Here is a 12,720-nt window from a genome sequence, read left to right as displayed (position 1 = left end):
GATACTTGTAATTAATATAGTTACCAGTTCCGGTTTTGTCAAACAGATCGCTTTGACATTTCCTAAAACTTAAAAAGTGACAGAGATTGGTTTACACGTCATCACTTTAGTAAAGGCATCATTATCATCCTAGTGTTTCACCTAAGCTTATACCTTAACCGCTAACGGATAGCTCATCACGATCAGGATCCCTTTTGAACCCATTACTCGTCGGCCGGTGTCCTGGTAACCATATTTTCCATACAGCTTACGGGCAAATTCATTGGCTTCATTCACTGCAAGTACAATCTCGTCTATATGAGGGAATTGAATCTGGACAAATTCCGGAAGCTGCAGCAGCGCAGCTTTACCGTATCCTTTCCCCAGGTGATGATAATCCGTGGAGAGCGTGCGTAAAAGTATGGCATTGGGATTATCCGAAAAAGGCTGCACACCCTCCTGTTCATGTAATAAGAAATAAGTCACAAGACGGTTTTCGTCCATCCCCAAAATGGCATGGCGGTTCGGTTCCTCCCTGCATAGCGGGATGCTCTTGGCTGGGTGGCCGGTAAATCGCAGTTGTTCTTCTGATAATGAATACGTATTGACTACATTCGTATGCTCTTCTTGAAAGCGTATCAGTTTCATATTTTTCTCCATTTTCATTTTTTGATGAACTAAATTTAAACTGAATCTTGTCATTAATCAAGAACTTTTGAATCAGATTACACACCCCCATTTTATAATCAAAACAACTATATACTTGATTGAAATATATAATTGTTTTATCCTTATGCTATGAACAAAACCAGCTTACTCAAAGGTCACTTGGAAATGTGTGTATTATCGATTCTGAAGAAGCAAAAAAGCTATGGGTATGAAATTATGAAAGAACTGGAGAAGTATAACTTAAAACTGAAAGGAGTCAGCAGCATTTACCCTATCCTAACCAAATTAAAGGAGCAGCAATGGGTAGATGTCAGCAGCGAAATTACCGATAACGGTAAAGCACGTATCTACTACACCATCAATCAGCACGGTGAAAAGCATTTAGAGAAAATCATCGGTGATTGGATAGAACTGCAGACCAATATCAAGGCTTTACTCACGAATAATGAGGAGGAATTGTAATGGATGTAGAACTTACATGGAAAGAAAAGGAGTATTTGAAGAATGTCTCTCAGGAGTTAATCAGCAGAAAGGCTGCGAAGGAACAAATTCATCTCATCGAACAACAGCTCCTGGAACATATGGAGGAATCCAGACTGCATGGCATCGATCCACTTGAAGACTTGGAAACACCAGCAGAATTCGTTAAGGATTACTTAGAAATAAATCAGACACGAACTGCTTCCCAACATAAAAGATCCTTATCAAGGAAGCATTATCTTCTGGGATTTTCATCTTTTATCACGACATATTTATTATCCCAGCTCATATTATCCATGTTCCTCACACCATCATTCAGTCCGGCATATGACAATGCTGACTTCAACTACAATATTCTTTACAACATCTCAGATAATTTATGGTGGAATACCACACTTGTCATGATTAGTTTGCTTGCTGCAGCAATCATCACATCTTTCATAAGCTTTTACGGTTTTAGAAGAATGAACAGGTCCTAAACGATGAAGCATATTTTCCCTGGCTTCCTACTCATTATCTGCTTCATGCTCTTTCCATACTCTGTCCAAGCAGAAACAAACAAAGATATCAAATTGACAGACTACTTGGAGAGGTATCTGGAACAAGAAAAAATACCCGGTGCATCCATTTCCATCGTTAGCAAAGGCGAGACAGTGTATACATATAACTGGGGTGTTACAGGGGAAGATGAACAGCCCGTCACCTCCCAAACTCCTTTTGCTATAGGTTCCATCAGTAAATCCTTCACCGGTCTGGCAATCGCTGAGCTAATCGATGAGAGACGGCTTTCACTTGATGATCATATAAGTGATTTTCTGCCTTCCCTGCACTTACATGGCGCAGAAAATCGTATCACGATACGTCATTTGCTGACGCATACAAGCGGCATCAGCAGCTATGACGGATTAAAAATTTCCGATATAGGAATTGCCGAACAAATTGAATTAAAGAAAATTGCCCAGAGACTGTCCGGCATATCACTTACCAAAGAACCAGGTTCCGTTCATCAGTATAGTGCTGCAAATTATTTGATTCTTGGGGCTATCATCGAAGAGGTAACAAAGCAAAGTTTTGCTGACTATATGCAGCAACATATTTTTACACCTCTTGGAATGACACATACTGCAGCCGATGAGGATGCAGCCAATCGTACTGGTTATCGCTCAGGCTACCAATCCTGGTTCGGTTTTCCGGTTAAAAGCAAGGTGGCATACGACAATAGCGGCGCACCATACAGCACGATCACTTCAAGCACAAAGGATATGACACAATTCATCTTACTGCTCTTGGGCAGGCACAACGAAGATGTAGGCGCCTCCATTTTAAATAGATACACCGAAAAACTCTACGAAAGAAAATCTGATGTCTATTACGGTTTTGGACTTCGGCATACCAAGCTGGATTCCGGACAGGATATTATCTGGCACTCCGGATCCACACCAGATGCTCATGCTGAATTATTCTATATTCCAGAGGAAGATTGGGGAGCTATCATATTAACGAATAAAAATCACATCTTCGAAGAAACTTCCCTGCCACTGCTTAAGCAAGGTATCATTGATATTATGCACGACCATAAACCTGGAAACATCCCTAGCTACCATCCAACCTTTCAACTTATTTTGTGCTTGTTGTTAACGGCACTTTTTCTATGGACGATTTTTTTGATAATAAAAAGAAAAAACCTCAACAGGAAGAAGGGATTGCTTATAATAGGCACACTTTCCTTGGTACTAGGAGTCATTATCATACCAATCTTGATCTATATGACACAGTCACCATGGAGAAGCATCTCGATATTTGCTCCCGATATAGCTTTCCTGACACTGTCGCTTGCAGTTTTAATAGTGATGAGCGGAATGATTTGCTTTTTGGCTTATTTTCGTAAATCAGCAAAATAGAAGAGCACATTATCATCCAGTGTGCTCTTCCAGTTTAGATCAGCCATGAGAAATACCAGCCATGACTGTCTGTTTCAGCTACGGTGGAAAAGTGCCCTTTCCCATTTTCATAGTAATCCAGATGAAGCTTAGCATCTTGAATATTATTATAAATATGATAGACGTTTCTAGTTGCCCCGATGGTTTCAATCTTTCTTAATAACAACTTTTTATCATCTATAGATAATTGGTTCGCAACATGAGTATGGTAAACGCAAAGTGTATTAGATAACGGAATATCATCAACATAACGATTGATCAAGTCCAACCCATTCCCCTCTATCAAGGACAGTTCGTTATGCAGCACATAGTCAACTGCTTGATTGAACATTGCAACTCTCTCTTTATGTTCGGGCCAGATAAGTGATCTTAGCCATAACTTGTCCTCCTTGTTGCGCAAATCTACAATATTCAAGTCGAAGCCTATTCGCATGCCTACTTTTGGTGATTGTTTTGCTACTTCCGGAAAATTATCTCCTTTTATATCCATGGTGATTTTTAAATGTGAACCGCTGTTACCGTACCAATCGTCAGAACCGTATGAGTAAACGTATTTGTCCCATAATAGTTGAAAACCTGCACTTGTACCAATTTCCATCAATGCCAACGGGTTATTTGTTCTCTCGTAGATTTTCGAGAATATTGGATATAAGTAGCCACAGCGTCTCACTTCATTGGTCTGGACAAGCTTCTCTTTTAACAAATGCACAATCTCATCTTTATAAGAAAGACAAAACTTTTTGAATACTGGAAAGGCACCCTGTGGATTTTTGGGATGACTCACAATACTAGGATAGAATTTTTCCAAAGGATGACGTCTTCCTTTCAACAGAAGATAATGCACGGATCCGAAGAACAAATTGGGTATTGGTTGACCAGGGCGTGCGTTTTGACAGAGCTCTAGCAATTCGATATCACTGGATACTCCGTTAGCTAATTCTGCATAAAGGAGACTGGAGCCTTCACATTCTCTCACGGAGAAAACAACGAACTCATTTGCGATTATATCCAGGCTTTTCATCATATCCCTTCCCTCTCTTATATATTTTCTACTCTGTTCCATTAAACCCTTTTTAAACAAAAAGGAGCGTACTCCTTGTACGTCCTTCTCAATGTGTATGAATAGTTCAATTCTCAAATCTCATGACGTCACCCGCACATAATAGCCATCGGGATCGACCACGCGAAAATCAAGTTTTCCCCATGGTCGGGCCCTGATTTCCGATTCTATATGATTAGGGTAAAGGCTGTTAAATTTGTTATATACCATCTCTACGTCAACGACTGGAAGAATCAGTTCCACACCTTTGCCCTTCTTGGATTCAGCCATTGCAGCAAAATAGTGATCATCATTCAGTACGGTTTCGTCTGTCAACAATAAGGAACCTCCCCCATCGGCCTTAAAAAGAGCCCTTTTCTCGTTATGCTCAGCGCATCCCTTCCCTAACAGACACCGATAGAAAACAACGGATGCAGCCAGCTTTTGCACGAACAATTCGGTATTGAACATGTATATCACCACCACGTTTTTTTCTAATACTAAAATAAAGGTCCATCAAATCCATTCAAACTGGCAATTACCCCAATCTGACCAGCATGGTACGCTTCATGTGAATAAACATGATGGAACAGCCAGCTCATGGTAGGGTCGGACGGAGGCTGCCAACCATCTGAAAAATCAGGCACATCAATCAACCTGTCCCAATCCTTTGGATGCAAGGAATATAATACTTGATCGGTTTGTTCCCTAATTAAAAGGTACTGTTCCAAAGGATGCTGATCATCTCCCGATATTCTGCTTCCTTCCCCCAGACCGATCTGAAATATCCAATAATCCTCTGTCTGTGCCATATGCTCTATTACCCAGGAAATCGTATTATGGTAAGCATTTGCATCCCATTGTTGCGGCGTAAGATTCTGCAAATATGGAATGAGAATTTTCCTGACATCATTTCTATATCGGAACATGAAATAACCCCTTCGAGCAGAATTCTTGTCATTTTATATAGAATATTCTATCAACTAAAACAATAATTGGAAAGAGAGTGATCGAAGGAAACTGGTGGATCTTAAACTATGCGTCACGTCTATCAAAGTAACGGACACGGAAACAGCAAAGGATTTCAATTTCGAAAAGTTAAGATTCCCGCTGGTGAAACAATATAGGAGAGCTATCATCGGATAGAATTCCTGTAATTCTGAAACTAGCAGTAGACCAATACGATTGATTATTAAAGATAATCCCAAATCATGCCAGGCCGTCAAACAGAGCAATTGGATACGACGATGGAATCGGGGAAACGAAAGCAAGTGGCAATCTTATTCGACGAACCGCAGTCATGTCCGTCTGGGCGGTTCACTTAGCGGCTGAAATTCGTTAATAGAAAAAACAATAGCTTAAGTAGAATCGTATATAAACAAATAAAAGGCTGTCGTGATCCTTCCCGACAGCCTTACGTTTTATGTTTAATGAATCAAGGAGGCCCTCAGGCTGCTGATGCCATTTTCTAAATAGGCCTTCAAACATGTTAATGTGTATACCCAGCCTTCTTTTTGTCCCAGCATCTTGCTTACTAGATCAGGATCCTCTTCCTTGAATCCTGATTCTTTCACTTCGATGATCGTACTTTTCTCATCTTCTTCCTTCAGTGTAATGGTGACGGTCGTTTTCTCCTGCGATTCTTCTCCCCATGAAAATACAATTTTTTCATTTTCCACAACTTCCGATACATGAATTGCAGCTTCTGCATTGTATTCATCATACTTCAATATAATGGATGTTCCCTGCTTCCATCTCTCAGAACTCGAGGAGAACCAAAAGTTCCCGATTCTTTCAGGGTCAACAATAGCATCAAATACCTCACTCGTCGAATCATATATTTTCATTTTTGCAGTTACTTGGGTATCCATCATAATCAACTCACTTTCAGCTTTGTCTATCATCTATTATATCCTTCTCGCAATAAGCTATGATATATTCCTTGCATTATAAACCACATCAGACCCGGTATGATCAACATCCCTTTTAGTATTGCATTGTGTCCAAAATTGATATGGAGTTAAGTTTATAATAGCAAATACATTAAGTAGTGCATACTTCCATATCAATCTCAAATAAACCTTTTCTTTTTAACCCGGAAGCCCGTATCGATTCTGGATCACTCGTAGTCATCAAGCTTGTAAAACTTGAACAAAGACTGACTTGTCGAAAGCCAGCGGCAACCCTGGCAGATAACCCAATCTCCCTTTTTCTTAACCATGGGGCCAAAGCCGTCAATGTAAAAAAGCTGGAGGATGCCCTCCAGCTCATTTGCCTGCCAAAAACAATCCTAATTCTGATAACAGCGCACTTCCGACATATGTCCCCGTAAAGACGAATACAGCTACAATACCGACCTTCCAAGAGGTCTTGCGCAAATCGACTAAACGATCCACCACTGAGATTCCAGCAAAAGTGAGAATAGGAGTCGTAATGGAGAGAAAGTCAACATAGCCGATTGCCTCCACAAAGAAATCAAAACATATACAGAGAATAAGGGAAGTGACTGCGACCCAGCCGAGCATCGGGAATTCCTGCAGAAACTTTACTGGTGCTTTTTTCATCAAATCAGACAGTAGTACACCAATCATCGAAAATAACCATAATGTCAGAAGCCCCATGATTGTCATCCATTCAACTGGTGTAGAGTCAGGATTCTTCAGCAGCTTGATTTGCTGGGTGAAAAGGATCAAAGCGGTACTAAGCAAAATGATAAGGCCATATTTTACGTATTTATTCAGCTGCATGGACATCGTCTGGTACCTCCTGCTGTTTTTTCTTTCTTGTCAGCTTATTGTAAAGGAAGCGCTGCAGCGGTACGGCTAGGAATACCATCGTGAATGTCCCAAGGAAACTCGTCAGTAATTGACTTGCAGCGGCATAACCAAGGATGGTGCTTTCCATTCCTGGAACACGCTCGATCAATGTCGCAGATGAAGCCGTCATCATACTAGCAGAACCTACTCCGGATGCCATCGCCAATGCTTCGACGCGGAAGCCGATATCAAGCATAATTGGTGCAATCAGACTGAAGAAAATAGTTCCAAAAAGTGTTCCGATAATATAAAGGGACAGCACTCCCTGTCCTTCTTTTGATTCAAGTGTGTATTTTTCCGATATGTAAGCAAGCTCTCCTTCACGTCCAAGACCGAGCGTCGCCCCGATTGCTTCACGGCGCAACCCTATAAGCAGCGCCACAGGCAAACCTAATAACACCGTTCCGAGATTGCCGAGTTCTTGGGCGATGAATACCCAGCCGACGTTTAGGATTTCCCTAAGCTGCGGAGCGACATCTGCCCCATACCTTGCCATCAGCGGCAGCATGATGAAAATCAGATATTTGCTGGAGAATTGTACATTCTCCTTGCTGTATATTCTTTGGAGAAATCCTTTGCGAAAGATCGGCAAGCCGAGAACCATCGTTATCAAAATTGCAAAAGCAAGCGGCAGCAAAGAAATGGAGAAAGTACCAAATGACAGGGATTGTGTCCCGATCATTTCTGCTGCGGTAATGACGATAAGTGCAAAGATAAGTAAAATAACATAATTACGCTTCAATCCCATGTTCCTCCTTCTCTTCCAAGATGTCTTGGATCAGCTTTACATACTGCTCATAAGACCTTTTATACAGCTTGGTTTTGTCAATCTTGCCATTCATTTTATCCAGCACTTGGAATAGGAATCCTGGAAAGATATCATAGATATAATCCGGATCTATGTCGATGAAATCATCACCATGAATCGTACCGGTAAAACCGCTGTAGCCGATTTGGATACATGGCATCATGAAAGATAGATCCCCGATATCGCCAGCAGCACTGATGCTGTTGTCTTCGAGAATCGCCTCGATTTGTTCATTCTCTTCATAAGCAGCTTTTACGAAGGTGGATAAATAACGGTCCTGCTGAAACGGCAGATATCCCATTTGTGTATCGATATCCACCTCACCCTGCAGCGCCATCGCACTGCCCTGCGCAGCCGCATCCAAACGTTTTGCGACAGCTTGCATATAGGGTGTCGAGAGTGTACGCAGATCGGTGCCTACCTTTATACGATTCGGTATGACATTCGTTGACATATCTGACTCCATCACAATCGGATTAAGCCGCACCTTTTCCTTTTCGTCGAGCTGCTGCCGACCTAGACTGATCGCCGTGTGGAACAGCGTGGACATATTGTAGGCATTAACGGATGAAAAAGGATCGAATCCGGCATGTGTCGATTTACCTTTAAAAGTGTATCGTTTATATAAAAATCCTGCTAAATCACAGTCAATCTCGATTGTCCTTTTCGTAAATTCCCCGCCTATTGCATGGACACAGATGCTTAAGTCGATATCATCGAAAATGCCAAGCTTCATCGCTTCCGGTTTTCCGCCGTAATGCGTGATGACCCCCTTCACCATCAGTTCATCACGAAAAGTAAGATCCAGATATTCTTCGGCAGGAACGAAAATGAAACTGATGGTGTAATCGAACTGTTCATATACTTTCGTTTCGACTAGCTGCCGATAAAGAGCAAGTGCTATGGCAACTTGTGTGTAATGCCCGCAGTTATGCGCAGCACCGGTATCCGGATCCGCTCGGAAGTGCGTCGGTGCATAGACGGCATCCAATTCCGCCACAAACGCCATATGCAGTTTTTTTCCTTCACCTAGCGTTGTCCGCAGTCCGGTAGTACTGAATTCCTGAATGGTACATTCCGGATTGCAGTCATTCAGATAGTCAATAACAATCTGTTTTGTACGTTTCTCCTTATAACCCAATTCAGGGTTGGCGTAAATGGACTCCCCCAATTTCTTGATTTGCTCGTAATGTGTACTCAACAGAAAAATCCGCCTCCATTCAATAAAAATTTTAATAATTAAGACTAATTTAACTATTATTATCGAAGAGAGTCAATAGAATATATGTAATTTACTAAGCTAAAACCGAACTATAATGTTTTAACAATCAATTTAAATTCGTTAATGTTCGGATTTATTCTATTGCACTTGACATAGAGACTCTTCAAAACTACTACATGCAAACATAGACGAGTTCGTATAACTGTACTCTTTCAAACGGTGCATAAGCTATTATTCTATCTTGCTCCGTCCCTTGCATTTAATATATAATCAATAGCACCTAAACTTCGGTGCCTAGATAAGTCCCTAGATTAGAAGCTGCTGCCAATAGCTGCGTACTTTGGTAATATATAATCAATTTCTGTTTTACTGAGGAAACAAACGGATTCAACTTTCTTAATCCCTGCGCTGCGGGAAACAGTTAAATTAATATAAGTAATAATATGTACTTCAATATTATCCTTCCAGGAAAAAAAGCCCTTAAAGTAGTAATCATATCTTAAGACTACATAAAGGGCTCTTCCCATCATTATGTGTAATTTAGTATCCATAGATAACGCATTGCATCCATCACTTGCCATGTTCAGGACAACAATTGAATTCGGTGTCATGAATATTTCTCTCTGAAATTATAGTCTTTCGGATTACGGATGGCTCAGTGTAAAGGCAAAGTTTTTCTTTAACAAATACGGACGAAAATACCCATTCATTGTGGACATTGGAAGCACTTCCGGATGAAGCTGGATACCTAATGTTTGGCTCATATAATGTCTCCGCGTCTGAAATCTTTTCCATAATTCTGGATAGTACTCAGCTAACTCAGCCCTTAGCTCTTCGTCCGCGAGGGCTATACCATCTTCAGCATTTGCTCCACCGTATCCTGAAATACTAGGAATGATATCTACTTGGAAGATCATTCCGCTAGACAATTTGATTTTCGAATTAGGATAGATAGGTGAAGACATCCATTCTTCCCCGGCGGTTAAGTGGCCCGGATTGAGCTTCCATCCATATTCTGATTGGGGCAGGACAGACTCGATTATTTCATACAGTTCTCCACCGGACATACCTATCTTCACATTTTCATACCAAGCAGCACTGGCTGCATAATAAGGCTTAGCAACTGCGTCGATGTAATCTGAAACGTCTGCTGGCAGTTCTTCAGCAGAAGAAACAATATAAGCAGATCGGTTTGTGAGTCCTCCTCGATAACCTAATGTAGCTGAAAATTTATCTCCAATCTCAACTTTCTTAGCTCTAGGAGCCACTACCGCGTTCGTAAATCGATCACCAGCAGCGCAAATCGTCTGTACGTTAGTTGGCTGTCCATAAGCGGCTAATTCGTCTGCAAGCTCCAATTCTGTTATTCCTGGTTCTACTTTATCCAGCATTCGCAAAATTCGAGACGATGCAAGCGAAGCTCCAAATTCATAATGCGCTATTTCATTTGCATTCATTATTGTACGCGCACCATCACCCGGATGAATAAATAATGAAGTTGCATTAATAACACTACCTGTATGACTAACAAGTTCCTTAACAGCATTTACGATAAAATAAGGTGTATCGAATAGCTGCGTGTTATCCTCATTATTACTTGTGAACATTTTCCACCCAGCTATTCCAACATGCATCCCTTCTTTTATTCCGGCAGGCTCGATAAGCTCTGCAAATGTTTTGTCAGTCTGCATCGGCTGATTGGGAAGAGAGAAATATGGTACATGGATGGCTTCAGCATCTATTCGACTGTATTGCTTCATGCGGAGAGATTCGTTACCTAATAACAAATAGGTGCCTCCGTGACTATGTAAAACCAAAACTGCTTCTTCAAATCTGGGTTCGAATCCAGTAAGATAGCCAAAGTTAGTGCCGTGTTCGCGGTCCCCATAAACGAATAGAACATCCAAATTCTCTTCGTTCATCCGAGCAAGTATTTTTTCTTATGAAGCTGCATGGTTTCATCTGTTAAATCAACTGGAATAGCAGCAGATGTCTCGACAGGTGCTGTTACTTCACGATAACGTACTCTATCCATAATATTTTCCATGTTAATCTCCTTCTTGTTTAAGGACTAATTGCTTTATTGATTACCAATTGGACTTCTGCTAGTTCCTAACATTGCACCTTGACTGTTTAGTTCCTCTCTTAGATTGATTATTGGTGTACCAGAGTAGACCCTTTTAAGTACATTCTCCACCTTTTGTTTTTCCTGTCCTTCTAAATCCTGACCTTTTAACAACGCTTCAAACCAGTTTTCAATTTCAATTGGCGCTACATTACCGGCTATAGAGGACAAACGGTTAAAACCGTGTTTTACATTAGCTTCTAAATCTTGCTCTCCTCCAGCGTAAATGTAGAAGTGTTTATCACTATCAATTCTCAATTTTTCGATTTTGTTTTTATCACCTGCTTCTTTGATACCTATAACTTCCTTCATTCTTGCTAATTTGTTTATGGTATCGACTTGTAAATCAAAACCTGTTCTCCCCGGATTGTTATAGAGGATCGCATACTTACCTGATATAGTAACTAGACTCTTTGTATAGTGGAAAGCTTCTTCCTGAGAAGGTCTTATATAGGGAGGATACCCTATCATGATGGCAGCAATATTTGTCTCACTTACATGCTTAGCTAGCAATTCGGCTTCCTTTTGTCTAATGGAAGCCACGCCAAAGATAATCTCCATATTACTGGTCAACTCACGATTCTTATTAACAGCATCCAGCAATTCTATTTTTTCACTAAGACTGAGGCTATGCTGTTCACCTGTGGATCCGCAAACGAATACAGATCGAACACCCTGCCGATATAAATACTTAATATGGCTTATCGTTCCTTCCACATTTAAAGTCTCATCATTATAAAAAGCAGTTGGTACAGCAATGTGATAGTTTTCGTTCAACATATAAATTCCTCCGTTCGCAAATTAATTTATTGTTATTGCCAACATGCAGCAGGAATATCGGTTAACTCACTGCGTAATACGGACGCAACTACTGCAAACGATAAAGGAAGATAAGTACTTTGTACAGACCTCAAATTCCCAATATTTTGATTTAAAAAGAGATAGAAGGAACGAATTATAATTAATTCGTTCCTTCTGCATTTTCATAAGGCAGGTTTTTACCATAGCTTCACAACCAAAAAAATACACAGCAAAAGCCATGGGCCCTTGCTGTGTATATCAGACATCAATATTAAAAATCTCCTTGTTTCACTCGCTTGATTAACTCTTCCAGCCAATGAATGGTATGTTCATTTCTTGTCGTTACATAGCTGCTGATAAAGTCAATGAACTGTTCTTTATCTGCATCCCTTTGGACAAGTTTATCGAATGCTTTGACTTGCTCCCAGCGATCTGTAATCTTTTCTAACTTATCTTCCAGGATACTGACAACTTTGCTGCGATCGACATATTTGATATTAGCCAGGCAAACGATCATATCACTTATCTTATCCGTGTTTTTCATGACTTTATAGATTTTTTTCGGCAGTTCTTCGCGACCCTTGGCTGTAATTTGGAACACTTGCTTATCGGGACGATGTTCTTCTTTGATGATTTCAACTGCCTCGATCAATCCTTGCTTTGCTAACGAATCAAAGTGATAGTACAGTTTGCTTTCTGTCAATCCGCCAAGCTTATCCAATGGGATAGGCTCTGATAGCTGCTTTTTTAATTTATAAGGATACGTATTATCCTCCATCAATTTGCTGAGTATGAAAATTTGAATGGACATTCCCTTTGCTCCCTCAAGCAGGATGATTTT

16 protein-coding genes are annotated in these 12,720 nt (G+C 40.6%); 3 read left to right on the top strand and 13 right to left on the bottom strand.

The window, feature by feature from the left end:
• Positions 1–147 precede the first annotated feature (147 nt).
• A complete protein-coding gene (locus tag AB1K91_RS07625) occupies positions 148–627 on the bottom strand; it encodes a GNAT family N-acetyltransferase (protein WP_413089176.1) in 480 nt (159 codons plus the stop codon).
• A gap of 150 nt (positions 628–777) precedes the next feature.
• On the opposite strand from AB1K91_RS07625, the gene AB1K91_RS07620 reads away from it, so the two are divergent.
• From AB1K91_RS07620 to AB1K91_RS07610, 3 genes are read left to right on the top strand one after another with little or no spacing between them, the layout of a single operon-like run.
• A complete protein-coding gene (locus AB1K91_RS07620; protein WP_413089306.1) occupies positions 778–1,110 on the top strand; it encodes a PadR family transcriptional regulator in 333 nt (110 codons plus the stop codon).
• Positions 1,110–1,607, top strand: a complete 498-nt coding sequence (locus AB1K91_RS07615; protein ID WP_413089175.1) for a hypothetical protein — start codon at positions 1,110–1,112, stop codon at positions 1,605–1,607. Before AB1K91_RS07620 ends, AB1K91_RS07615 begins: the two co-directional genes overlap by 1 nt.
• 3 nt (positions 1,608–1,610) lie before the next feature.
• Positions 1,611–3,029, top strand: a complete 1,419-nt coding sequence (locus AB1K91_RS07610; protein ID WP_413089174.1) for a serine hydrolase domain-containing protein — start codon at positions 1,611–1,613, stop codon at positions 3,027–3,029.
• Between the two features lie 34 nt (positions 3,030–3,063).
• Here AB1K91_RS07610 and AB1K91_RS07605 read toward each other — a convergent pair whose 3' ends face one another.
• The 12 genes from AB1K91_RS07605 to AB1K91_RS07550 all read right to left on the bottom strand — a co-directional run bounded on the left by AB1K91_RS07605 (position 3,064) and on the right by AB1K91_RS07550 (position 12,690).
• Complete coding sequence (locus tag AB1K91_RS07605) at positions 3,064–4,092, bottom strand: DUF2332 domain-containing protein (protein WP_413089173.1); 1,029 nt, start codon at positions 4,090–4,092, stop codon at positions 3,064–3,066.
• Positions 4,093–4,209: 117 nt separating this feature from the next.
• Positions 4,210–4,578, bottom strand: coding sequence for a VOC family protein (locus tag AB1K91_RS07600; protein ID WP_413089172.1), 369 nt, complete (start codon positions 4,576–4,578; stop codon positions 4,210–4,212).
• Between the two features lie 29 nt (positions 4,579–4,607).
• Positions 4,608–5,036, bottom strand: a complete 429-nt coding sequence (locus AB1K91_RS07595) for a DinB family protein (RefSeq protein ID WP_413089171.1) — start codon at positions 5,034–5,036, stop codon at positions 4,608–4,610.
• Positions 5,037–5,534: 498 nt separating this feature from the next.
• Positions 5,535–5,978 (bottom strand): SRPBCC family protein, encoded by a 444-nt coding sequence (locus AB1K91_RS07590; protein ID WP_413089305.1) that lies wholly within the window; start codon positions 5,976–5,978, stop codon positions 5,535–5,537.
• A 396-nt stretch (positions 5,979–6,374) separates the two neighbouring features.
• A complete protein-coding gene (locus tag AB1K91_RS07585; protein WP_413089170.1) occupies positions 6,375–6,860 on the bottom strand; it encodes a hypothetical protein in 486 nt (161 codons plus the stop codon).
• Positions 6,841–7,671 (bottom strand): DUF3100 domain-containing protein, encoded by an 831-nt coding sequence (locus tag AB1K91_RS07580; protein ID WP_413089169.1) that lies wholly within the window; start codon positions 7,669–7,671, stop codon positions 6,841–6,843. Before AB1K91_RS07580 ends, AB1K91_RS07585 begins: the two co-directional genes overlap by 20 nt.
• On the bottom strand, positions 7,655–8,935 hold the full coding sequence (locus AB1K91_RS07575) for a M20/M25/M40 family metallo-hydrolase (protein WP_413089304.1): 1,281 nt from the start codon (positions 8,933–8,935) through the stop codon (positions 7,655–7,657). Before AB1K91_RS07575 ends, AB1K91_RS07580 begins: the two co-directional genes overlap by 17 nt.
• A 329-nt stretch (positions 8,936–9,264) precedes the next feature.
• Positions 9,265–9,564 (bottom strand): hypothetical protein, encoded by a 300-nt coding sequence (locus AB1K91_RS07570; protein ID WP_413089168.1) that lies wholly within the window; start codon positions 9,562–9,564, stop codon positions 9,265–9,267.
• 33 nt (positions 9,565–9,597) lie between these two features.
• Positions 9,598–10,875 (bottom strand): M24 family metallopeptidase, encoded by a 1,278-nt coding sequence (locus AB1K91_RS07565; protein WP_413089167.1) that lies wholly within the window; start codon positions 10,873–10,875, stop codon positions 9,598–9,600.
• Positions 10,872–11,000, bottom strand: coding sequence for a hypothetical protein (locus tag AB1K91_RS07560; protein WP_413089166.1), 129 nt, complete (start codon positions 10,998–11,000; stop codon positions 10,872–10,874). Before AB1K91_RS07560 ends, AB1K91_RS07565 begins: the two co-directional genes overlap by 4 nt.
• Before the next feature lie 33 nt (positions 11,001–11,033).
• Positions 11,034–11,858, bottom strand: coding sequence for a dihydrodipicolinate synthase family protein (locus tag AB1K91_RS07555; RefSeq protein ID WP_413089165.1), 825 nt, complete (start codon positions 11,856–11,858; stop codon positions 11,034–11,036).
• 292 nt (positions 11,859–12,150) lie between these two features.
• Positions 12,151–12,690 (bottom strand): PadR family transcriptional regulator, encoded by a 540-nt coding sequence (locus AB1K91_RS07550; RefSeq protein ID WP_413089164.1) that lies wholly within the window; start codon positions 12,688–12,690, stop codon positions 12,151–12,153.
• Positions 12,691–12,720 lie beyond the last annotated feature (30 nt).

Origin of the sequence: Terribacillus jepli (genome assembly GCF_047228925.1) — a bacterium.
In the GTDB taxonomy this organism is placed as follows: domain Bacteria; phylum Bacillota; class Bacilli; order Bacillales; family Amphibacillaceae; genus Terribacillus.
This window is presented reverse-complemented; position numbering and strand designations above follow the sequence as displayed.